The following is a 22,445-nucleotide window of genomic DNA, read 5'->3' as shown; positions in this document are numbered from 1 at the left end:
TCCCACCCTCCGCGTCGGCACTTACCGCTCGCTTAACAAAGCCTTGCTCCCCGTCCCGCCCACCACGACAGCCCCACGACAGAAACCAACCGGCCGAGCTCGCTCTACCCGCGTCAGCCAGTGGATTCCTCCCGGCACAGGGCAGCCCGCCCATTCCGGCGCTGTCGCTGCCGATGGGGCGGGGCGGTCGATGGGAGGCGCCAGAACTTCCTTCCCCAGCAGGGACGCCGGTCAATCCCCGTGCGGCGAGACCGTGAACATCTCCTGCGGAGCGGCCGCTTCGGGACGGCCGTGGTCCCGCACACCCCAGGGGAGTCGCGCGGCCTTGCGTGGCGGTCCGCAGCAACCGCCGCCCTCGACCGCGCAGTTACGGCCGACGTGACGCGTACATCCGGTGCTCGCGCGATACGTGGTGGCCGAAGGACGGAACCGTAACCCCCCGGGCAGGTCCGTCCTGGGCCTCGATTCCCCGCCGACGCCGATAGGTCATGTCCCTGCGGAGGACGTGCGTGCAGGTGCCTTCGCCACGGGCGAACGTCGGAATGCGCCGGGGACACAACCGGTCCTCCCTCGGACGCGACCTTGGCGACCACTCCGGCGCGGGGTGGCAGCGGTTCCAGCACGCTCCGGTACACATCCATGACGTCTTCGGCCGAGTCCGTGCCGACGGTTCGTGACCCGAACGTCCGAGCGCACCGTATAGCGAGGCAGAGGACCCGTCAGTCAGGGCACGGGTACGAGGGAGAGGGACGGACACACTGTTCAGGAAAACGCTACCGGTGGCGCTGCTCGCCGTTGTCGCTGTCATGGGACTCTGCTCCTGCGGCAGCAGTTCCGCCGGCCCGCCCTCCGAGGCCGCCGCAACACGATCGAACTCCAGCACAGACTTCGACGGCTCGTTCCTGGCGGGCACCGCCAAGGACAACGGAGCCTCTCCCGAGACAGGTGACTTCGCCCCAGCGGCGCAGCGGGACTCCCCGGTCGCACGCCGCTGGGTCCAGATAGGCGCCGACACAACAGATCCGGTCCAGGGTCCCTTGACCGACGCCGCCGGACGAACCCTCTACCACTTCGAACAGGACACCCCCGGCGTCGGTACGTCGGCCTGCGACGAACGCTGCGCCGAGGAATGGCCGCCGGTGACGATCCTGCCCGAAGGAACCGTCTTCCTGTCCGGGGTGCTGGAGGGCGACATCGGAAACTTCACCCGCGATGACGGACTCGTCCAACTCACCATCAAGGGCAGGCCGCTCTACCGGTACTCCGGCGACACCGCTGCGGGTGACGCCGAGGGACATGGCGCCTCGGGCCTGTGGTTCGCCACGAACCCCGCAGGCGGACGGGCATTGCTTCCACAAGGAGTCGACCAGTGACGCGAACCAAGCTCACCCTGGTGGCTGTTGTCTGCGTGGCGGCCGTCCTCACGGCCGTCTCCGTGCTGACCGACCTCCCCGGTCGTCTCACCGGTAACGCCGGTGCTTCCGACGGATGGCGGGACTGGAACCCGTCCACCTGGGCACGAGGCACCGATGAGTTCGACAACCCTGTGATCGACGGTTTGTGGAACCAGGAGCGGATGCGCAGCGCCACCAGCGCCGACCAACCCGTCGCCCAGGACATCGGCGTGGACGAGAGAGGGCTCTCGGACCCCGAGCCCGCGCCTGTCGCCGCCGAACCGGTCCCGCTGAGTTATCGGAAGAACGCCCCGATCATCGGGAAGCTCTTCTTCGACACCCCTGCCGGGCCGTCGGTCTGTTCCGCCACCGTGGTGGCGGATCCCGCGCATCCTGGTGCGTCGGATCTCGTATGGACAGCCGGTCACTGTGTCCATGCCGGTGCTGAGGGAGGCTGGTTCCGGAACGTCGTCTTCGTGCCCTCGTACAACGACGAGGGCACGAAGACGGCCACCGGGCAGGACGGGAACGCCGTAGCGGCCGCCCCCTTCGGGACCTGGTGGGCCGACGGAGCCGAGACGTCGCAACAGTGGATAGCCCAGGGAACACCCGAAGGCGGCGACGGGGCGGCGTTCGACTTCGCCGTGATGCACGTCAAGAGGAAGGGGGGCGACAGCTCCGTTTCCCTGGAGGAGACCGTGGGTGCGGCAGCACGCGTCAACTTCCGCGCGCCCGGAACACAGGACATCTCCACCATCGGAATCTGGGGCTACCCGGCGGCTCCGCCCTTCGACGGCGAGCTGATGTACAACTGCCGCGCCCGCCCCGGACGCCTGTCCATCGCACCCGACCAGCCCTCCCTCTACAGGGTCGGCTGCACCATGACGGGCGGTTCCTCCGGAGGCGGCTGGTTCAGCGAGGACGCCGACGGTGAGCCCGTCCTGATCAGCAACACCTCCATCGGCCCCACCACCTCGACCTGGCTCGCCGGCCCTCGCCTCGGCCCGGAAGCCCGGCAGGTGTACGAGTCCGTGAGCGGCGAGTTCGACTGACAGCGCAAGGCCGGCCAACGACTGATGACGCGAGGCTGATCCGACGGCAAGGGAGGGAAGAGCGCGGAACAGCCTGCCGGGCGGGTCGCGCCATGAGCGGCCCTTCTCCTCCGGCGTGACACTCACAACAGATCTCGTCGGAACTGATATCGCGTCAGAGAGCTCGGGCTCAGGCGCCGGTCAACGCCGCGTCCGGCGTCGAGCAACGCATGGCAACGGACAGGCTGAGGACAGAGCAGACGTACATGAGGCGGCAGCAGGGCCCATCGCGAGTCAACTCGGCGTGTACTCAAGGAGGTTCGACGACGCCGATGAGGCGGCTCATGACCAGTGCGAGCGGGTGCTGGGCGACGACCAGAGGCCTCAGCAGGACATCCGGACCTTCGACAGGATGGCTACGAGTATCGAGGCGACCGGTAGGACGCCCGACGAGCTGAGCCGCACCCGGCAGGGTCTGTCACGGACACTCGACGCGAACATCGCTCATGCGGCGCGCGCCCGACAGGGACCACTTCCCGCGCCCGCGTCGGCGCAGGCGCAAGGAAAACAGGGACAGGTGGGGCCTGCGCAGCCCGAGGCCAACCAGGCTGCCAGGCGTACTGATAGCAGTACACAGGGCTCAAGGCGCCTGTGACTCGCGGCAGCCGATGGAACAGTGGGGCCGACAGCGGGGCCGGGTCGCACGTGGCGACCCGGCCCCGCTGTTCGCCGGTCGCGACCGCCGTCACCGCTCTCCCCGCCGTCCTCGTCCTGTGAACCCCGTGTCAGCCCGTTGCGTAGTTGCCCTGTGTCGGTCGTCCCCGCCGAGGCGTCGGGACGACGCGGCTCCACAGGCACTCGGGCAGGACTGCGGGAAGGCAGGCGAAAGAGTCCATGGCTGACGAAGGCGGCGGTCAGGCACAACGCGGCACCACCACCGTGATCATGGCCGCGGTCGGTGGCTGCGGATGTCTGGCGCTTCCGGCGGGCTTCGCGCTCACCGCGATCGTCGTCATCATCATCGGAGGGCTGGCCGTCCTGCTCCTTCCCCTCGTCGTCGTCGTTCTGTTCTTCCTGGGGTTGCCGACGGGCGGTGGTGGCCAGGACGACCTCTCACCGGCCGAGCGGCGATGCGACATCGCGGAGAGAGCTCTGGGGTCCGAACCGGAGGCCCAGGCGGACAGGGTTCAGAGCATCTTCCTCGGTGACGGGAAGGGCAACCTGGAACTCTCACTGGGCGGGGCGGGTGAAGTCACCCAGCCATGCACCGTTCCCTTCGACCTTCTGGAGTCCATCAACACCGCAGGATCCGTCTGCGACACCATCGGACCGGTCACCGTGGCGGCGCAGATCCAGTACGAAACAGCCTTCGACGCCGGCTTCGTCGGACCCAACGGCGCCGAGGGCATCTCGCAGGTCCCCGCCGACGTCTTCGCCGAACTGAAGGCCGACGGCGACCCCCTCGACGCGGAACAGTCGATCGAGGTGCAGGGGCAGTACCTGTGCAACCTGGCGGACGAGGCGCAGGAGTTGCTCGACAGCGGACAGGCGACGGGCAGTGCGCTCGACCTGGCACTCGCCGCCTACGACGTGGGCATGGACGCCGTACGGGAAGCGGGGGGCGTCCCGGCGACCGAGGACTCGCAGAGCTATGTCATCGGTGTCAGGACCTGGTTCGCGCCGATGGAGGGTGTCGGTCCGCCACCCCGGACGATTCCTCCGCAGGGCGGTCTCCTCGACGTCGGACCCGACCCCGAGGAGACCGACCCCGAGGCCGGTCCTGGCCCCGAAGAGGTCGGGACCGACGTCACCGCGCCCTGATGGGTGATCCGCGCCGGGCGATCCTTTTCTTTATGTGCAGAGAAAGTGATCCACTCCGGCATCCGGTCCGTAGGGAGAAGTAGCCGCTTCCCGGCGGTAGGGAATGGTCAAGAAAGGACCTGAGAAGTGCGACAGCGTATCTTTGCCCTTGCGACTGCCACGGTCGCCTTTGGCGTCGTGAGTGCCAGTCCTGTTTTCGCGGACGGGACAGCAGATTCTCATTCCGGGCACGGCAGCACGACCACAACCACGTCCACGTCCACCAAGAACAGTGGCCCCAAGAACCCGGCGAAGGGAAAGGCATTCTCCTTCCGCGCCGCGCTCTCCGGCGACCAGGAGGTTCCTGTCGTAGGCGGCCCCGCCGTGGGGGACACCGACGGCGTCGGAGAGGCGCGAGTGGAGGTCAAGGGCGACCGGGTCACCTTCTCGCTGCGCTGGGAGGGCATCACCGCCCCGACCCTCGGCCACATCCATGAGGGTCGGGCCGGTGCCAACGGCGATGTGAGGGTTCCGCTCTTCACCACCGCCATGCCTGACAGTGTCAGCGCGGCCGCGGGTGCCGTCGCCGTGAACGACGCCGCACTGGCCCGGAGGATCCGGACCGATCCCTCGGGCTTCTACGTGAACCTGCACAGCAAGGACTTTCCGGGCGGCGCGATCCGCGGTCAGCTCAAGGGAGACCGGCAGAGGGTGAACGCGCTGGGCATCTTCGACGCCCAAGGTCTGCGGGCCTGGTCCGACGGCAACCAGGAAGTGCCGAAGGACGCGTCCAGCAAGGTCGGTGACCCGGACGGGCACGCCGTGACCTTCCTGCGTCCCAGCGGGACGACCGTGGGCTACTCCATGGCGTGGATGAACATCACGCCGCCCACTCTGGGACACATCCACAAGGGCAAGCTCGGCCAGAACGGTGACGTGCAGTTCCCGCTGTTCACCACTGCGGTTCCGGCGAACATCTTCGCCGTCACCGGCTCCGTCCAGGGCCAGAACGCGGACACGGTCACCAGGGTCCGGCAGACTCCGGGTAATTACTACTCCAACATCCACACGACCGCGTTCGCTGACGGCGCTGTCCGAGGCCAGCTCTTCGGCAAGGCCGCCCCGGAGGCGCCCACCGGCGGAGGCCAGACAGGCGGCGCCGGCACCGGTGGCGCCAGTACCGGTGACACCGGCACCGGCGGCGCTGGGGGAGCGACGCCTACGCCCGCGCGTGGCAGCGCGCTCCTTTTCGACGACCCCGGCACGTTCTCCGAGGCCAACGCGACGCAGGGTGTCGCCGGCACGGGCTGCACCGACGTCGCCCGCCCGAAGGCGGCGTCCGCGCTGCGGAAGACCGCCTCGATAAAGGTCTGGTCCGGACCGGGCTGTACCGGTGAGTCCCTGGTGATCGACGACGACGTCATCGATCTGGGCAAGGTGAATTTCGACAACAAGATCACTTCGATCTTCTTCGGCAGCAGCTCGTAAAAAGTCCGTCCGAAAAAGCCCGACGGCCGACGAGGTCCTCCTCGTCGGCCGTTCTGATTTGCGTACCGAATGTGGTTGTGAACCTCTTCCGTCCGACCCGCGTAGGGAGAGATGCAGGCTGTTTCTGTTTGCAGGAAAATTTACGGTCCAGTTATTCAAATGGGTGGGGAAAAATGAGTTCTGACGGTGCGCGGGACCAAAGGAACACGGGAACGGTCACCCTTGGCCCGCATCCGACGGGGCCGTCGGATCGCCCCTGGGGTGAGACCGCTCTCACCCGGCACTACGTCACCGCGCAGGGCCGGAACGCCCGGCGGTGGGTACCGCGTGGCCGACTCGTCCGGTCGGTGGTGGTGATCGGTATCGCGGCTACGGCCGTCGTGGGTGCCACTGCCGCGTTCACGGCGTTCAGCGCACCCGCGCGGTCCGCGCCCGCCGCGGGCACCGGTACGCAGCCGGGGTCCGGTGACGGACAACAGCCTGCCGCTGAACAACCGGTGTCCTCCGCGCCCGAGGCGGCGGGAGGCCGGGACGAGGCATCCCTCGTCGGCGTGCCGTCGATTCTCCCGGACGCGGATGCGGCGCAGGCGCTGGGCAACACCGTGCGGGAACAGGCCGAGGAGCAGGAGATGCTGGCGGATGACGCCGCGCGCTGGGCGGACGCACTCGCAGCGGCCGACAGAGCCACCGAGCGACGGAGGACCGTCGATGCGGCGCGGGCCGCACGGAACCGGGCGGAGGTGGAACGGAAGAAGGAGGCCGAACAGAGGGAAAGGGGCGAAAGGCCGTCCGGGCGGACGGGCGACTTCGTCCTCCCGGTCACCTCGTACACCGTCACCTCGGGGTTCGGCGACAAGGGCAGACTGTGGTCGTCCGGCAAGCACACCGGACTGGATTTCGCGGCACCCTCCGGAAGCCCGATCATGGCCGTGCACAGCGGCACGGTGGTGGCTGTCACCACACAGGGCGCCTACGGCAACCGGACTGTCCTCCAGCTCGCCGACGGTACCGAAGTGTGGTTCTGCCACCAGGATTCCGTGGCGGTGAAGGAAGGGCAGGAGGTCCGCGCCGGAGAGGTGATCGGTGCGGTCGGGGCCACCGGGAACACCACAGGCCCGCACCTGCATCTGGAAGTGCACGCCCTCGGCGGCAAGGGCATCGACCCGATGACCTGGCTGACCGACAACGGGGTGTCCGTATGACCCCCGAACCGGCATTCTTCCCGGTTCCGGTCCAACGAGAACACTGCGTGAGCAGGTCGGCGGATCGCCGGCGACACCAGGCCCGCTGACAGCTGACAGAGTGCCGACGTCGAACCGGCCCGACCCGTTGTGACGGGTCGGGCCGGTTCGACGTCGGCACGACAGGGTCGTCGTGCCGTGTCGGACGGTTCAGCTCTTGACCAGAGAACCATCCGCAGCGACGGCGAACCAGGTGCCACCGACGCCCTGACCGTCGGTGTCGCCGGGCTGCTTGTCTCCGGTGAACCAGTACAACGGCCAGCAGTCGAGAGTCTGCTGCTTGATCCCGTCCGGACGGTTGAAGGGAATCACCAGCTTGGAGGCGATGCCCTCGACGTCGTTCTTGCCGACCAGGGCTGCGGGCTTCCACTTTTCGAGGCACGCGCCCGTGCACGCCGTCGTCATGGGCCAGTCCGTGTCCTTGGTGAACCGGTAGAGCGTACGGCCCTTGGCATCGACGACGATCGCACCGAGTTCGGGGTCCTGGGCGACCGAGAGTCCCGGCTGATCGGCCGTGGTCTCGCTCTCACCCGTGGCACCCGTGCCCCCCGTCGTGTCGCCGCCCGCGCCCGCGGTGTCCGGCGAGCCGCCCGCGGCCTCGTCCGGAGAGGGAATCGTGTTCTCGGGGAGAGAGGCGAACCACGCGCCGTCGATGCCGTCACCACTGATCTGCCCCGGCTTGGCATCCTTGGCATAGCGGTACAGGGGCAGGCCCGCCAGCGTCAGCTGGCTGATGCCGTCCGCACGCTTCACCGAACCCATCAGAGCGGCGTCGATCCCGGTCGGCAGGGTCACGCTGTCGGAGGGGACGGGCGGCCACACCTTCGCGCAGGCGGCCGAACACGCGGACACGGCGGGATTGGCGCTGTCCTTGGTGAATCGATACAGGGTGAAGCCCGTGGCGTCCGACACGATCGTTCCGAGATTGGGGTCGTCGGCCAAGGTCAGCTGACCGGCCGGACCGCTGCGGGAATCCGCTGCGGGTGCCGCACCGGCGAGGCTTTCCTGGGCGGCCGGAGCCGACGGTGCCGCCTTGTCGGCCTTGCCTCCTGAGCCGGAGCCCCCGCAGCCGGCCGTCAACATGATCGCGGCAGCGGTCAGTGCCACTGTCCTGGAGCGCCAAGTCGCCATGATTTCCCTTCCTGCTCAGCGCACTGCGACGCAGCGCTGTCTACAAGGGTGGCTACGGCGGGTGTCTCGGGCGGGTTCACAGTCGGCAGCCGGTTCCGTCCGAATCCGCCCGAGCCGCGCGATGCCTCGACCGGTTCCTCCGCTCACCCGGGAAATGGTGTGAACCGCCCGCCGGGACCGCCCGTATCACGTGATGCAGCCTGAAACAGACTCTCTGTCACAGGCTGTTCCGGGCCCGGTCTGCTCCCCCCGGCAATGAGCCGGGCCCGGGTAATCCCCATGGCGGTCATCAGGGCAGGATCGCCGGCCAGTTGCAGCCGTCGACGGCGGTACGCGCGGGCATCCGTCATACGGCGCACCGTCTCTTCGGGTGAGACGTCCCGTTCTCCACGTCGAGTGGAACGGTTGAGGCCTTCCGTGCGGCCACGTGCCCCGGTACAGGAAGAAGTACATGATGAAGGCGAGTTCGGCCCCTGTCGAAAACCTCCCACAGCAGTACGGCAGGAGAAGTACAGCGTGTGCAGCGGGAGAAGAGCCGGGACAGGTGCCCTTGGCGGTCCAGCAGACGCCGAGTCGTGTCGTCCCGGTGACCGTGCACGCCACGAGCGCGATCGACCTGGCTGACGTCACCGGCCGGCTCCGGATGCATCCGTCGCTTCATGTCGAGGCCGATGCGGCCGTCAACTCCGACGCGGTGGCAGTGCTGGTCCATCAGGACATGGACGCCGTGCTCCTCCGACTGCGCTCCCTGACGCCCGGTCACACCCGAGCGGTACTGATCACCGGTGAATCGCAGGACGTCGCGCTTCTCCATGCGATCAATCGTGGAGTCGGTGCCATTCTCTGGCGGCATGAACTCACCACCCGACGGCTCCACCGAGCGGTGCACACGGTGTCCCGAGGTGGGCAGGACCTGCCTCGCGGACTGTTGTCCCACCTTGTGGCGCAGGTCGTGGAGCCGCGAGGACAGACAGCCGGCCGAGTGGCCTCACCGGCGAGAATGTCCACGCGGGAGACCGACATCCTGCGGCTCGTCGCCGATGGAATGGACAACAGCGAGATCGCGGAACGGCTTGGCTGCCCGGAGTTCACCGTCCGGACCGTCCTGTACGACATGGCCGCTCGCCTCCACCTTCGCAGCCGTGCGCACGCCGTGGCTTACGCACTGCGCGGGGGTCACATCTGAGAGCCCTTCTCCAGGGCGGGGTGTGGAATTCGGCTTGGTGGAGCATCGCGTCATCGAGAGCGAATTGTGGGGCCCGGACGGTCAACCGTCCGGGCCCCACAGGCTTAGCAGCGAAAGATGTGCTCAGCGGTTCCTCTGCCGACCGGGATCACTCTGGGTGGGGCCTTCACTTCGAACCACGCGATACGTCGTCTCCCCGCTGGCGGTGGGAATGTGCGGCGGGGGAGCGACTGTGCTGCGCATTCCACTTGCACTGGCCAGCGAGTATTGTGATTGCCCCGGTGCCATCCGCTCGGCGTTGCTGGAGCCGGCGTTCGCGCTCCGCCGTGTGGGCTGATCCTGGCGAGAACGCAGAGCGCTGCTCTCGGCGAGGGATGGTGCGTGATGTGTACCGTGCGAGTGATTGGAGGGACGCATCGAATGCATAGGGAGTAGCGGTCCTGCTGCTTGCTCCCGTTGCTCGGCCCTGCGTGTACTGACAGCATCGACAAATTGGCCGACAGTTTTTGCGCCCGCAAATAGATTCCCGACGCCACTCATTCGGGCTGCCCTCGTTTCATCCTTCGCCGCCAGGTTGCTTGACTCGGTGTTCAGTGCTGCTGCAATGATTCCGGAGCCGGCCGCGATGACATTCCCGGGACTGACGTGTGCTCCCTCCCTCCATTTATATATCTCGTGTCCTGCTTCAAAAACCGGGTACACGAACTGGAGACCCGCTGCGACCTTGGCCGCCTTCCTCCCCGGCTCTCCCGTCCAGTTCGCTATGCCCTGCACTATCGTAGGGGCGGCGTCAAGCAGGGCTACAGCCAGAAGATCCTTGTTCGTGTAGGTCCACTCCTTGGCGCCCCTCAGGCACTGCATTACCAATCTCTGTGCAGCGTTGATGGCGTAAAAGTTTCCGGTGTTCGCATCGTAGGCCCCATGGGTCCCCCGGGGTAGCTCAGGGGCGTCGTCGGGGACTACGGCCGTGGACGATACGGGCTCCACGGCACCGGTGTCGGTGACGTGGATTCGGATCGAGTTGTAGGAGCTGGAGTGGGAATCGCTGCTCCCGGCTGATGAAGGGCGAGGCATGATGGAAAGCCTTTCCTGGAGTCGATCGAGGGATTTGTTCGGTCTCCGCGCCTTCTGATGCTTGCACTGTTTGGTCCATGGAGACTTTCTGCAATTTAGCACCCCTGAATTAATGATTCCTTGCTGTCGAGTCACTGAACCTTTTACATCTTGATCAGTTGGCGGATTCGAGGGCGCCGACGGCTCGGACGACGGCGGTGATCCGGGATCGCGGGACCAGTCCCCGATAAGCCCTGTCGGCCCGGCACTTGATGTCATCGGCGGTGAGGACAGCGGGAACGCCATGGGTCCGGGCCGCGGTCAGGTCGTGCGTGGCTCCCGGCAACGCGTCCGCAGCCCGGACCAGGCGCCCGGCTGGATGGGCGAGGACCTGCACGTTCATCCGTGGTGCTTCTTCTTTCCCGAGGAGAACGGGCGGTCGGCGGCGATAGGGTCGATCGGCAGCACGGTGCCGTCGAGGATCACGTACGCCTTCTTTCGTACGGTCGCCATGGCCTGCTCCGGCGTGGACGCGAGAGCGGGCAGGAGGTCGACGGCCTCGCGTATGCAGCGGTAGGCCGTGGCGATCCCGATGCGGAACCCCGCGCCGAGGCGGGCGTAGGTGTCACCGCGGCGCAGGTGGGCCAGGACGAGCAGGGCCCGCCGGCTGCGGGTGGGGCGACGCCACCCGAACCGATGCGGCGTCGGTGAACTGCACTTCTGTCCCTCGCCCTGCGACTGCACAGGGCGGCGGTGCTTCTCGACGTGTGGAAGACGGCGACCGCGAAGTCCGGGGGCGTCGACGCGAGTTCGCCGCGCAGAGCACTGCTCGCCGTGCGCCGCTCCGTCGAGGGGCACCCGGACGATGCCGGAGTCCGGAGCCAGGAAGGGACGTCGTCCGACATCGATCCCGCCTCGCACGGGGGCGGGACCGGCGAGTCCTCGGAACCGATGCCCGGACGCGGTCACGGCTCATCACGCTCGGCACGTCCCCGCACACGACGGTGAACGACCGCCGAGGCCCTCCTCACGACGCAGAGGCGCGGCCCGCCGGCCCGGAGTCCGTCGGGCCGGCACCGGTCACCGACCTCCCGTGCCCGGCCTCGTACACCGCACCTGGTGTCGGCACTCCGGGGCCGCCGGATCTGCCCCGGAGTGCCTACCGACGCGGAAGCTGTTTCGCGGTACGCCCCCGGCCGGCGCCCGTCAGGAGGCGGGCAGGGCGGCCCAGTATGTGCTGCGGTGCGGCTGGGTCCGGGAACCGTGCGAACTGGCGAGGGCCTCGACGATGCCCAGGCCGCGGCCGCGTTCACAGGCGTCGGAGGAAGAGGCCCAGGCCCCCGGCCGGGAGGCGGGACCCCCGTCGCTGACCTCGATCCGTACACCGCCGTGTCTGTGGCCGGACAGGTGTCGCAGGAGGAGCGTCAGGGGCGGCTGACCATGCTCGACAGCGTTGGTGACCAGTTCCGACACCACCAGGATCACCGCTTCCGCCGCGTCGTCGACGACCTGCCAGTCGGCAAGGACAACCGCGGTGGCACGCCGCGCGGCACCGACCGCCTCCGCCCGATGGCACAGAGACATCGTGACGTCCCTGCCGGGCGAGGGCGGCGGTACATGAACGTATCCATCGGATGCCGAAGAGGGCTTTCGTCCCGCTCCTCTCGGCGCTGCCTCATGCCCCGGTGCCGTGTCGGGTGCCATCACTGTTCACTCCTTCGCAGGGATCGAGGCGTTGTTCCACGCGGCACCGGCCCGCCGGCATGCCCTTCCGTCCACCTTCAGGCCCCCTTAGTAAGGGGGAGCCCTGAACTGCCGAACGGGTGTGGCCGCCGTCACCGGCCACCGGGTGCGCAACGCGCTGAGTGTCCATGGCCACCGAACTACGGGGTGGTCCGGAGGACGGGCGTCAACAGCTTCGCGACGAGCCGCTGGATGTCCTCCTGGACACGGTTCAGCAGTTCGGCCTGAGCCTCGGGCGGTGGTCCGTACTGCCAGAGCTCCTTCCACAGCGCGAGCAGAGTCCGGCCGTGGTGGATCAGGCGAGGCCGGCCGTCGTCGATGGCCTGCCACGCCCGAGCGGCCCGGCCCAGTTCCTCCCATGCCTGAGGGTCCCTGTTCCGGTGACGCGTCTGTGCCAGTTGCAAGGACAGGGAAAGGGCCTCCTCGAAGTCGCGTGCGAGGTAGGCGACGTAGGCGCCCATGCCCTGGGCTTCCAAGGTGTAGGCATGGTCGGCGCCGTAGTCTCCCTCCGCCGTGCGGCGGAGCTCACGGGCTGTCGCCACAGCCGTGTGCAACTCACCGGCCGCGATGGCCCCGTTGATGCGCAGGACCGTGTCCAGGAACGCCTGCGGTATGGGAATCCTCTGCGAGGTGCCGGCCTCCTTCCCAGCGTCCTCCCCCGAAGGAGTGGCGGGATCCTGCGAGACGGGTGCCGGACCGGCGGGAGCCCGCTGTACGGGTGTCGGTGGGGTCGGGGCGGTTGCCTCCGGTAGGTGCGTCCCGGGCTCCGTCTCGGCCTGTTCCACCAGTCGGCTCGATCCGTCGGGGGCGACCTCCAGCAGCGCGGTGTAGCCCTCCTGTCTGTGCTCGATCCGTCCCCGAACAGGGCCGTTCTGCGCCTGGGCGTGCTGGTGCAGGGCGTCGAGCACCGCGGACTGCACCGTGCCCGCCGACGGCACGCGAACCCGCTTGCTGTCGAGGAAGGGCGTCCCGGCGGACGTCACGATGACGAAGAACTCAGGAGCCGCTGGGCGGCTGTCCTCATGACGCACGAGATGGTCAGGGTCACGCTTCTTCGGGGGCCGCATAATCCTCGCTCGTTCTCTGCTCGGGAGGCCATGGAGGCCTGTGTCTCCTGCTCCTACGGACCGGGCGGTGCAAACGGCCCACCCGGTGCCGCGGAAGTCCGCCGCACGGCACGGAAGTCCGCCGGACGGCGCGCCGAACTGCTTCGATCGCCTGCCTCCGACCTGTGAACCGCCCCCGGGGAGCGACCGTAAATGCAGTCTGTGGGCGGTCGACCGTCCACGGTGAAGAAAGGGGAACCGTGTCTGTCTCTTCCGCGGCACCGGGTCCGCAGAGCTGGATCAGAGGGCCTGTCGCCAAGGTTCCCGGCACCCATCCCGTCGTCGATGCCCCGGTCGGCCCGGTGGAGACGAGGGCAGCCCTGACGCCGATGGAGGCACGCCCGAACAGCCTCGGCGTCACCTGGGTGGCCGCTCACGGGGGCGCCGGCGCGACCAGTCTGGCCCGAGCTCTTGGCGGGGCCGATGTCGGGATCCGGTGGCCCGACGCGGCCCGGGGCGAACCGAACCGCATCCTGGTGGTGGCTCGCACGCATGCCGCGGGGATACAGGCCGCGTCATCCGTCCTCAACTCACTGCGCACCGGAAGTCATCCGGCGCGGCTGGAACTTGTGGCCGTGGTTCTCGTCGCCGACGCGCCGGGACGCCTTCCGCTGCAACTCGCCCGCCGTGTGCGGGTGCTCCGCTCGGCCGTCAGGATCCACCGGATCCCCTGGATCCCCTCCTGGCGCGTGGGCGGGCGGACAGCACACATCCCCAAGGAAGTGCTCGCCATCGCCGACCTCGTCGGCCACCACCGTCCATATCCGTCCCGCTGATTCTGCGCGACTTGCCGAGAACGGACACGACCATGCTTGCCGCGACTTTTGATCCCGGGCCCGACGCGGACTTCATTTTGGGATTGCTGGCCTGGTGCGGTACCGCTGCGGGCGTCGGCGGCGTCATCGTCGTCGGCACCATGATGGCTCTGCAACTTCGCCAAGGACTTCCGGGTGAGAAAGCCGAACACGTTCGTGGGCTTTTCTTCGTCCTGATGTCATGCGTTTTGGTCTCCACCGCCGGCCCGATCGTGGCATTCCTCGGTCCGCTCGGCATCTAGGTCCCAACCACATAATTCACAGGGGAATACATAACATGGCCATCAACGTGCCGATCATCCTTGCCGCAGTTCCGGACCCGGGACGCGGCGCACCCCAGGAACTGCAGGAGAAGGTCAATCTCGTCCTCGGTATAGCCGCGTGGGCCGGCACGGCCGCAGGCGTCGCCGGTGTCCTGGTGACAGGCGCGATGATGGCCATATCGGTCAAGCGCGGTGAGAGCTCCGAGCACATGAGCCGGCTCGGAATGGTACTGGGAGGCTGTGTTCTCGTCGCCACGGCCGGACCTCTGATCACCTTCGTCTTCGCGTGAAGTGGCTCGTTGCCCGACGGCTGCTTCCCGGTCGGGCGCCACAGGGGGAAGCCCTTCCTTTCTGGCAGCAGCCCGGCTGGCGTGTCTCTGCCGGTTTCATCGCGATCGCGCTCGCCACCGGCCTGCTGGCCGTCGTCACGCAGGGCGTCGGTGATGCCGGTACGAGCGCGGACCGGGTGGAGCTGGGGCGTTCGCAGTCGCTGGTCAAGAACGCCGCGGGACCGGACCGCCGGGCGACACCGGGGCGGAAGACGGGATGCCGGACAGCCGATCTGGAAACGTCCCTTCCGAGGTCCGCCCCGCAGGACGTCCAGTGGCGCGAACTCGTCGGTACGAAGGTGCCGACGAGCACCTCGGCAGGGCCGCTGCTCGCCAGCGGCCCTCTGTGGTGGTGCTTCGCCCGGACCCCGATGGGCGCGGTGATGGCGGCTCATGTCATTCCCACGCAGATCGGCGGGCCGGACTGGCGCGCGGTCGCGGACCAGCAGGTCGTCACCGGGCCGCGGAGAGACTTCTTCGTGGCCATGCGGTCCACGTCCTCCGATGCCGTGTCCGGAACCCCCTCCGCGTCCTACGCGGGCTTTTCCGTCTCCTCGTACTCGGCGGACAGGGCAGGCGTCAAGTTACTGATCAAGGGCAATCAGGGCACCTACTTCTGGACATCCGTCTCGGTGCGCTGGGAGGACGGGGACTGGAAGGCCGTTCCGCAGCGGAACGGGTCGCTCTTCCAGCCGCTCTCGGCCACGAGTGGTACCGGCGGATTCCTTCTCTGGAGGCCGTGACATGGCGTGCCCCACATCTCCTGTCCAAAATCCCGTCGTCGGCTTCTTCTCTTTCCTCGGTGACCCGATCGGCACCATCGTGGATGGAATCGGCAGAGCGATCCTGGCCGCCGCGGTATCGGTGTTCGGCGCTCTGGTGCAAGCGGTTCCGACACTTTCCACCGGGTCCGCCCCGACGGAGATCAACGCACAGACGCAGTGGATCGTCGTCTACGTAGCGGTCGGATCACTTATCTTCGCCGCCATCCGCATGGCACTGGAAAGGCGTGGCGAAGCGGGCCAGGTGGCGCTGAAAGGACTCCTGCGGGTCGTTTTCGTCGCCGGAGCGGGCACGGCGTTGGTCGGAGCCTTCGGCAGCCTTTCCGACCGTTTCGCCGACCACCTGTTCAGGCAGGGCGCACAAGCGCAGATAGCAGCCATCGGCTGCGGTGACGCGAGTTCACTGCGAGGGTTTCTCCTTCTCATCCTCGCTCTTCTGCTACTGGTCGCCGGAATTGTTCACACCATTCTTCTGTACATCCGTCTCGGAGTCATGATCATCCTTCTGGGCACCCTGCCCATCGCCGCCGCGGCGTCCATGACGGACTGGGGAGGCGGCTGGTGGCGCAAACACATCGGATGGATGATCGCCTGGCTCCTCTACAAGCCCGCTGCCGCCCTCGTGATCTTCGCGGGATCGGAGATGACGGCCGCTGACGGGATCGACGCCGTGCACGTACAGATCGCCGGCATCGGTGTGATGCTCCTGTCGGCCATCGCCCTGCCGGCTCTGCTGCGGGTGGTGGTGCCGGCGACCGCGGCGCTGGGCGGAGGGGCCGCCATGCAGAAGGGGACGACGGCGGCCGTAGGCGCGCTCGCGTCCGGGGCCAAGTCGATCGGCTCCTCCGGCGGTGCTGGGCAGTCGAGCGGGCCGGGGCCGTCGGGCGCATCGGGCGTCTCGGGCGGCGGCCAGGGGCCGGGAGGCGCCGGAGGGGCACGCGGCGCGGGAACGGCCGGCGCCGCGGGAGCCGCGGGAGCCGCAGGTGCGGCGCTGGGCGCCGCGGCGAGCGTGGCCAAGGGAGTCGGCCAGGTCGCGGCCGGATCGCTGGACGGGGCCGACGGCGACGCCGGACACAACCGGTAGCCACCCGTGCGGACCGTCAACACATCAGGAAAGGAAACACAGTGGCGATCTCTGCCGCACCGGTAACACACCCCACCTACGGAAACTGGCGCCGGCCCCGGAGGCCGGGCCTCGGCCCCTTCGGCATGGTCGGCACCCTGGGCGTCTTCGGCGGCCTGGTCCTCGCTCTTCTCGTCTCACTGGTCTCGCTGGTGGCCGCGATCGTCGTGATCGTGTCGGTCGTCGTCCTCCTGGTTCCCCTGATGGTGCGTACCCAGGACGGGCGCAATCTCTACCAGCTCATCGCCCTGCGCATCGGGTGGCTGCGCCGCAAGGCCAAGGGCTCGCACGTCTACGTGTCCGGGCCGCTCTCCCAGCGCCCGGGCGGCCGGTTCCACCCTCCGGGTCTGCTCAGCAAGGTGACGGCGTCGGAGGGCCACGACGCCTACGGCAGGCCGTTCGGAGTCCTCCACCACAAGAACCGCAACCTGTACACCATCGTGCTGGGCTGCGAGCCGGACGGCGGCTCGCTCGTCGACCCGGACCAGGTCGACGTGTGGGTCGCCTCCTGGGGCGACTGGCTGGCCCGGCTGTCCCACGAACCGCAGCTCAAGGGTGCGACCGTCGTCGTCGAGACCGCCCCCGACCCCGGGACCCGGCTGGCCCTGGAGGTGCTGCCGCGCATCACGGACGACGCCCCGGCGGTCGCCCGGGCGGTGATGGAGGAGGTGGTGGAGCGGTATCCGTCGGCGTCGTCGGAGATGCACACCTACATCTCTCTCACCTACGGAATGCCTACCGGACAGAAGCGCAGTGCCGAGGAGGTCATCACCGACCTGGCCATCCGCATCCCCGGCCTGCTCGCCGGACTGGTCGGCGCGGGCGGCGGCTCGGCGGCACCGCTGTCGGCGGAACGCATCGCCGAGATCACCAGGGTCGCCTACGACCCCGCGGTGGCCCCGGACGTGCTGAACGCCCGGGCCGCGGAAGGCGGAACCGGCCTGGAATGGGATGACGCCGGACCCGCGGCCGCCGAGGAGACGGTGAACGCCTACCACCACGACTCGGGCGTCTCACGCACCTGGCTGCTGACCCTCGCACCGCGCGGCACCGTACGTTCGAGTGTCCTGCGCGACATGCTGGCACCCGCTGCCGGCACCCGCCGCAAGCGGGTGGCGCTGCTCTACCGGCCCATCGATCCCGCGACGTCGGCCCGCATCGTGGAGGCCGACCGCCGGGCAGCCCAGTTCATGGCCACCTCCGGCAAGGGCATGGTCCAGGCGCGCGCCGCGTCCGAGATACGCGCGGCGGAGCAGACCGCGGCCGAAGAGGCTTCCGGAGCCGGGCTGGTCGAGTTCTCCCTGATGCTCACCGTGACCGTCGACTCCGCCGCCCAACTCTCCGACGCCGCGGTGACCGTACGCAACCTGCAGGCCGCCGCGCGGATCTCCATGCGGCCGGCAGACCGGATGCAGGCCGCTGCCTTCACCTGCACGCTGCCTGTCGGCGTCCTGCCATGGGAGCACGTGATGATCCCTCGCGAACTGCAGGAGGCGCTGTGAGCTTCGACGAACCACGGCACGGCGGGCGTGACACAGGCGGACGCGGCGGCTCCCGGGCCGCCCGCCCGCCGATGTCTCCGGCCCGCGGCTGGCCCGGACCCGGTGGGGGACAGGTCGGATACCTCGATCCCCCCACCATGTGGCGGGCCACCACCGTCCAGGCGTGCGGCCTGTGGCCCTTCGCCGCCGGTTCCGGTGCGCCGATGACCGGAGTGCCCCTGGGACAGCACCTGTTCACCGGGGCCACGGTGTGCGGCGATCCGCTGTCGTGGTTCACCAGGGCCCGGTACATCTCCAACCCCTCGCTGTTCATGCTGGGCATGCCGGGGCTGGGCAAGTCCACCTTGATCAACCGCATGCTCATCGGGCTCGCGGCGACAGGTGTGGTCCCTCTGGTCCTGGGCGATCTGAAGCCCGACTACGCGGACACCGTCCGTGCGCTCGGCGGCCAGGTCATCTCCATCGGCCGCGGTACGGGCGGCATCAACGTCCTCGATCCGGGGGCCATGGGCGCGGCCGCCGCCAGGATCGGCGGCGAAGCGGGCCAGGCCCTGCTGGCGGAGGCCCACGGACGGGTCCTGAACATGGTCGCCGCCCTCATCACGATCGTGCGCGGCCGACCCATGGACGACCACGAGCAGTCCATACTCTCCGCCGCGCTGCACCTGTTGCGCGAACGGACACCGAAGGACCGGGTGGTTCTGCTTCCGGACCTCCTGGCGCTCCTGACCGAAGGCCCCGACCGGGTGCGGGCCGTCACCCTCGACCGCGGCGACACCGACCGCTACCGGGACGCGGTCGACCCGCTCCACCGTTCGCTGATGGGTCTGCTGGACGGACCGCTGGGCAGCACCTTCGCGTCGGCGACCTCCACCCGGATCGACCCGAGCGCGCCCGCGGTGTGTATCGACATCTCCCGTATCGGCGAGGCCGACACACAGCTGACCGCCGCCGCGATGCTCGCGGCCTGGTCCGACGGGCTCGGCACCGTGGCAGCGTCCCACGCCCTCGCCGACGCCGGACTGGCACCCCGGCGCTGGTTCTTCACCGTGCTGGACGAACTGTGGCGGCCGTTGCGCGCGGCGACGGGCATCGTGGACCGCATCGACGCCCTGACCCGGCTGAACCGTTCTCTCGGTCTGGGCGACGCCAAGATCACCCACACGCTCAAGGACGCGGAGGCGCTGGGCAGCGACGCCGACCGCGCCAAGGCACGCGGGTTCGTCGAGCGGGCCGGCATGGTGGTGTGCGCCGGTCTGCCCCGGTCGGAGATGGAGGAACTCGGAAAGATCGTAGGTCTGTCGGAAAGGGAGATCTCCCTCGTCTCCTCCTGGTCCTCGCCTCCCGGCTGGGCCACGAGCGGTGAGCACGAGGAGCCTCCTGGCCGGGGCAGATTCCTCATCAAGGTCGGCGGGCGACCGGGCATCCCGATCAGAGTGGCGATCACGGACGTCGAACGGGAACTGCACAACACCAACACCCGGTGGATCCCGAACCCGCCCGTCGCCGCGCCGAACGGCGGGTGAGGCAGCCATGGGCGGTGCTCCGCGCGGCACAGGCATGCACGGGGACCAGACGCAGTGGGCGATCGTCGCCGTCGCGGGCACCTCGTTCCTCGCCTTCTGCGGGATGTGGCTCGGAGGAACCCTCGGAGCGGCTCTCACGGGTGCGGGGTGGAATCCACCACCGTTCGTTCTGTCCACCTTCCTCCGGCTGGTGGACGAGGGACCGAGGGCGTTGTGGCCCGAGGCGTCACCGGTGGCGGTCTTCGCCGGCATCACGGGGGTGTTCACCGCGGTGGTCGTGCTGGGCGTGCTGGCCGCGCGGAAGGTCACCGGTTCGCGGGACGGACAGAAGGGGATGGCCGGGCGACGGGAGATGGCCACCCTGCTTCCCAAGGAGGCGGCGGAGAAAGCCCGTCAACTGCGCCCTTCGCTGAAGGGTGTGGAGAGCGTCCAGCCGGACGACCGGGGCAATCTGCTCGGTGACCTGGAACCCTCCGGTCCGGAACTGCGCTCCTCCTACGAGGACGTGGAGCTGGACCTGATGGCACCGCGAGCGGGCAAGTCGACCGGCATCGCCATTCCGCGGGTACTGCGGGCGCGCGGGGCTGTGCTGCTGACGTCCAACAAGTCCGACGTCTATTCCGTCACCCGCGCGGAGCGCGCCAAGGTCGGCACGGTGTGGACCTTCGACCCTCAGGGCATCGCCCACGTCCCGCGCGGGATGTGGTGGGACATGCTGGCGGAATGCGTCACGATCGAAGGAGCCCGGCGTCTCGCGGGGCACTTCGTCGCGTCCGTCAACGACGACACGGCCAAGAAGGACTTCTGGATCTCCGCCGCGCAGAACACGCTCACGGCGCTGTTCCTCGCCGCGGCCCGGGGCAAGGCGTCGGTGCTGGACCTGTTGGCCTGGCTCGCAGACCCCGCGGACCGCGCCCCCATCGACCTTCTGCGTGATGCCGGACTGGCCACGATGGCCGAGCAGTTGCAGGGAACGATCCGCGGCGCGGTCGAGACCCGTGACGGCATCTACGAGACCGCGCGGCAGTGTGTGTCGTGCCTGCTGGATCCCGAGATCGCCGCATGGGTCATGCCGGATCCCGATCTGCCGCAGTTCGAGCCCCACCGGCATGTGCTGGGCAGGGACACGCTCTATCTGCTGTCCAAGGACGGCGGCGGTTCGGCCGCCGGGGTCATAGCCGGACTGGCCGACACGGCGATGCGCGCGGGCGTCGTCGCGGCGGAGCGGATGGGCGGCCGGCTCGACCCCCCGATGACCGCGGTCCTGGACGAGGCCGCCAACGTATGCAGGATCTCGGACCTTCCGGACCTCTACAGCCACCTCGGATCCCGTGGCATCAACGTGGTCACGCTCCTGCAGAGTTACCGCCAGGGCAGCCGGGTGTGGGGCGAGGCGGGGATGGACGCCCTGTGGAGCGCCGCCACGATCAAGTTGCTCGGCGCGGGGCTGGACGACGCGGACTTCGTCGAGAAGGTCTCCAGGCTTGTCGGCCAGCACGACGTGAAGACACCGAGCATCTCCAGGAGCAAGGACGGTTCGTCCCGCTCCGTTTCCTACCGGCAGGAGAGCATCATGCCCGCCGACAAGATCCGGGCCCTGCCGAAGGGGACCGCTCTGCTGCTGGCGACAGGTGTCCGGCCCGCCCTGATCCGGCTCAGGCCCTGGTACCGGGAGGCCGATGCCGGCCCCATCTCGGTCGCGGCACAGGCAGAGGTGGCGGCCATCACCGAGCGTGCGGCGGCGAAATGGGCCGCCCTGCACCCTCCGGCCATGGACGAGCCGACGCCGGTCGAATTCTCCGAACAGCGCGACTGAGGCAGCCGGCCCCGGCCGTACAACCGTGTGTGCACAGCGACCGGCGGCCGCTGTGCACACGGCCACCGGCGCCGCAGCCGCCGCGGCACAGAACGGAGCAGATGGTGAGCGAGAACACGGACGTGGCAGAACGCGACCGGAGCGTGGAGAGCACGGATGCGGTGGAGTCCGACGAGAGCCAGGACGGCGTTGCGGACGATGCCCGGCAGCCCGCTCCGGAACCACAGTTCATCCTCTACATGAGCGGTGAACGTTACGGGGAGGCCATGCATGGACTGACGATGTGGGTACACCACCTGCTGCTTCCCGTCTACGGCAGAGAGGTGACGTCGTCCATGCCGTGGTGTCCCCGGTGGTGGGAGCACATCGAGGCCGTCGCGCAACTCCACGGACTGTGGATGGCATGGCAGAAGCTGACGGACGCCACCGCCGACATGGTCGGACCGGCCGCCTGGCACCGCGACTACCTGGGGCCCACGATGCAGTCCCTGCGCGATCCGACAGGCCCCTTCGCGGGCTGCAAACAAGGCAGCCACCGGGCCAAGGACGCCCCGCGGTGCGAGGACCCGCTGGACTGACCGCGGCGGCGTCCACGGCGTCCGTGACACACCCGAGTGCGGAACTCGCCCGAACCCGGCGGGGAGTCCCGCCGACATCGCGAGGCTGTGAGCCGAGCCGAGCCGGCCGGGTCCGGGTCCGGGCCGGCCGGGTCCGGACCAGTTGCTTCCAGACGTGCGCAATCTGCTCCTGCGAGTGGAGTCACTCCCACTCGGAGCAGTGGAACCCGGTGGCCACCCGATGCCACACCCGGGCCGCCGACCTGTCCGGCACCAGCCGCCGCGAGTGAAACGGTCCGCCGACAAAGACGGCGGACCGTCAGGAAGGACCGCGTCCAGGTGCCGGACGCCGCGGTACGCCGCCACAGCATGAACCCCAACTCCCTCTGCGTCACCAGAGACATCGCTGACCGACTCGTCACGGGACAAGATTTCACCGCTGTGGAGCGGTTCACACCACGGGGGTGGGTGGTTGTTCAGGTGGGGTTGGGGATGGTGATGAGGGTGGTGCCGTCGGTGTTCTGGATGATGTAGGTGGTGATGTCGTGGGTGGGTGTGG

At 68.7% G+C, this 22,445-nt stretch carries 18 protein-coding genes and 1 pseudogene; 15 read left to right on the top strand and 4 right to left on the bottom strand.

From position 1 onward, the window contains the following. Positions 1-779: 779 nt before the first annotated feature. The 5 genes from ACH4DZ_RS44440 (at position 780) to ACH4DZ_RS44420 (ending at position 6,915) form a co-directional block, all read left to right on the top strand. Positions 780-1,373, top strand: coding sequence for a hypothetical protein (locus tag ACH4DZ_RS44440; RefSeq protein WP_398295474.1), 594 nt, complete (start codon positions 780-782; stop codon positions 1,371-1,373). Continuing rightward, positions 1,370-2,446 carry a trypsin-like serine peptidase gene (locus tag ACH4DZ_RS44435; protein WP_398295472.1) on the top strand — a complete coding sequence of 359 codons (1,077 nt, stop codon included), beginning with the start codon at positions 1,370-1,372 and terminating at the stop codon, positions 2,444-2,446. The genes ACH4DZ_RS44440 and ACH4DZ_RS44435 overlap by 4 nt, the downstream gene beginning before the upstream one ends. 873 nt (positions 2,447-3,319) lie before the next feature. Then, a complete protein-coding gene (locus ACH4DZ_RS44430) occupies positions 3,320-4,246 on the top strand; it encodes a lytic transglycosylase domain-containing protein (protein ID WP_398295470.1) in 927 nt (308 codons plus the stop codon). A gap of 177 nt (positions 4,247-4,423) precedes the next feature. Then, entirely contained in the window at positions 4,424-5,713 is a 1,290-nt protein-coding gene (locus ACH4DZ_RS44425) for a CHRD domain-containing protein (RefSeq protein ID WP_398295468.1), read from the top strand. Positions 5,714-5,886: 173 nt separating this feature from the next. Further along, complete coding sequence (locus tag ACH4DZ_RS44420) at positions 5,887-6,915, top strand: M23 family metallopeptidase (protein ID WP_398295466.1); 1,029 nt, start codon at positions 5,887-5,889, stop codon at positions 6,913-6,915. 189 nt (positions 6,916-7,104) lie between these two features. On the opposite strand, the gene ACH4DZ_RS44415 is transcribed toward ACH4DZ_RS44420, so the two are convergent. After that, positions 7,105-8,085, bottom strand: a complete 981-nt coding sequence (locus ACH4DZ_RS44415) for an SCO0930 family lipoprotein (RefSeq protein WP_398295464.1) — start codon at positions 8,083-8,085, stop codon at positions 7,105-7,107. A 544-nt stretch (positions 8,086-8,629) separates the two neighbouring features. On the opposite strand from ACH4DZ_RS44415, the gene ACH4DZ_RS44410 reads away from it, so the two are divergent. Further along, positions 8,630-9,271 (top strand): LuxR C-terminal-related transcriptional regulator, encoded by a 642-nt coding sequence (locus tag ACH4DZ_RS44410; RefSeq protein ID WP_398295462.1) that lies wholly within the window; start codon positions 8,630-8,632, stop codon positions 9,269-9,271. A gap of 1,294 nt (positions 9,272-10,565) precedes the next feature. Here the strand turns inward: ACH4DZ_RS44410 and ACH4DZ_RS44405 are convergent. The 3 genes and pseudogenes from ACH4DZ_RS44405 to ACH4DZ_RS44395 form a co-directional block, all read right to left on the bottom strand. Then, positions 10,566-11,011 (bottom strand): annotated as a pseudogene (locus tag ACH4DZ_RS44405) (transposase family protein); the annotation flags it as partial. 519 nt (positions 11,012-11,530) lie between these two features. Beyond that, positions 11,531-11,908 carry an ATP-binding protein gene (locus tag ACH4DZ_RS44400; protein ID WP_398295460.1) on the bottom strand — a complete coding sequence of 126 codons (378 nt, stop codon included), beginning with the start codon at positions 11,906-11,908 and terminating at the stop codon, positions 11,531-11,533. 299 nt (positions 11,909-12,207) lie between these two features. Further along, positions 12,208-13,050 (bottom strand): hypothetical protein, encoded by an 843-nt coding sequence (locus ACH4DZ_RS44395; RefSeq protein WP_398295458.1) that lies wholly within the window; start codon positions 13,048-13,050, stop codon positions 12,208-12,210. A gap of 323 nt (positions 13,051-13,373) precedes the next feature. Between ACH4DZ_RS44395 and ACH4DZ_RS44390 the strand changes: the two genes are divergently transcribed. The 9 genes from ACH4DZ_RS44390 (at position 13,374) to ACH4DZ_RS44350 (ending at position 21,907) form a co-directional block, all read left to right on the top strand. After that, positions 13,374-13,949, top strand: a complete 576-nt coding sequence (locus ACH4DZ_RS44390; protein ID WP_398295457.1) for a DUF6668 family protein — start codon at positions 13,374-13,376, stop codon at positions 13,947-13,949. Positions 13,950-13,981: 32 nt separating this feature from the next. Continuing rightward, positions 13,982-14,230 carry a hypothetical protein gene (locus tag ACH4DZ_RS44385; protein WP_398295455.1) on the top strand — a complete coding sequence of 83 codons (249 nt, stop codon included), beginning with the start codon at positions 13,982-13,984 and terminating at the stop codon, positions 14,228-14,230. 35 nt (positions 14,231-14,265) lie between these two features. Beyond that, positions 14,266-14,541, top strand: coding sequence for a hypothetical protein (locus ACH4DZ_RS44380; RefSeq protein WP_398295453.1), 276 nt, complete (start codon positions 14,266-14,268; stop codon positions 14,539-14,541). Next, positions 14,538-15,323, top strand: a complete 786-nt coding sequence (locus ACH4DZ_RS44375) for a hypothetical protein (RefSeq protein ID WP_398295451.1) — start codon at positions 14,538-14,540, stop codon at positions 15,321-15,323. The genes ACH4DZ_RS44380 and ACH4DZ_RS44375 overlap by 4 nt, the downstream gene beginning before the upstream one ends. A gap of 1 nt (position 15,324) precedes the next feature. Further along, entirely contained in the window at positions 15,325-16,446 is a 1,122-nt protein-coding gene (locus ACH4DZ_RS44370; RefSeq protein ID WP_398295449.1) for a hypothetical protein, read from the top strand. A gap of 47 nt (positions 16,447-16,493) precedes the next feature. Continuing rightward, entirely contained in the window at positions 16,494-17,987 is a 1,494-nt protein-coding gene (locus tag ACH4DZ_RS44365) for an SCO6880 family protein (protein WP_398295481.1), read from the top strand. A gap of 71 nt (positions 17,988-18,058) precedes the next feature. Continuing rightward, entirely contained in the window at positions 18,059-19,513 is a 1,455-nt protein-coding gene (locus ACH4DZ_RS44360; protein WP_398295478.1) for an ATP/GTP-binding protein, read from the top strand. Between the two features lie 7 nt (positions 19,514-19,520). Then, positions 19,521-21,329, top strand: coding sequence for a type IV secretory system conjugative DNA transfer family protein (locus ACH4DZ_RS44355; protein WP_398295447.1), 1,809 nt, complete (start codon positions 19,521-19,523; stop codon positions 21,327-21,329). A gap of 239 nt (positions 21,330-21,568) precedes the next feature. Continuing rightward, positions 21,569-21,907: a DUF4913 domain-containing protein gene (locus ACH4DZ_RS44350; RefSeq protein WP_398295476.1), complete on the top strand. Its 339-nt coding sequence runs from the start codon at positions 21,569-21,571 to the stop codon at positions 21,905-21,907. Positions 21,908-22,445: the final 538 nt, after the last annotated feature.

The organism is Streptomyces sp. NPDC017991, from assembly GCF_044328075.1.
In the GTDB taxonomy this organism is placed as follows: Bacteria; Actinomycetota; Actinomycetes; order Streptomycetales; family Streptomycetaceae; genus Streptomyces.
Note: the sequence above shows the minus strand (reverse complement) of the source record. Positions and strands in the feature narration are given on the sequence as shown.

Excerpts from the sequence above, each read along its gene's own strand:
- ACH4DZ_RS44430 (WP_398295470.1), top strand. The coding sequence starts at position 3,320 with ATGGCTGACGAAGGCGGCGGTCAGGCACAACGCGGCACCACCACCGTG.
- ACH4DZ_RS44420 (WP_398295466.1), top strand. The coding sequence starts at position 5,887 with ATGAGTTCTGACGGTGCGCGGGACCAAAGGAACACGGGAACGGTCACC.
- ACH4DZ_RS44415 (WP_398295464.1), bottom strand. The coding sequence starts at position 8,085 with ATGGCGACTTGGCGCTCCAGGACAGTGGCACTGACCGCTGCCGCGATC.
- ACH4DZ_RS44400 (WP_398295460.1), bottom strand. The coding sequence starts at position 11,908 with ATGTCTCTGTGCCATCGGGCGGAGGCGGTCGGTGCCGCGCGGCGTGCC.
- ACH4DZ_RS44385 (WP_398295455.1), top strand. The coding sequence starts at position 13,982 with ATGCTTGCCGCGACTTTTGATCCCGGGCCCGACGCGGACTTCATTTTG.
- ACH4DZ_RS44380 (WP_398295453.1), top strand. The coding sequence starts at position 14,266 with ATGGCCATCAACGTGCCGATCATCCTTGCCGCAGTTCCGGACCCGGGA.
- ACH4DZ_RS44370 (WP_398295449.1), top strand. The coding sequence starts at position 15,325 with ATGGCGTGCCCCACATCTCCTGTCCAAAATCCCGTCGTCGGCTTCTTC.
- ACH4DZ_RS44360 (WP_398295478.1), top strand. The coding sequence starts at position 18,059 with ATGTCTCCGGCCCGCGGCTGGCCCGGACCCGGTGGGGGACAGGTCGGA.
- ACH4DZ_RS44355 (WP_398295447.1), top strand. The coding sequence starts at position 19,521 with ATGGGCGGTGCTCCGCGCGGCACAGGCATGCACGGGGACCAGACGCAG.
- ACH4DZ_RS44350 (WP_398295476.1), top strand. The coding sequence starts at position 21,569 with ATGAGCGGTGAACGTTACGGGGAGGCCATGCATGGACTGACGATGTGG.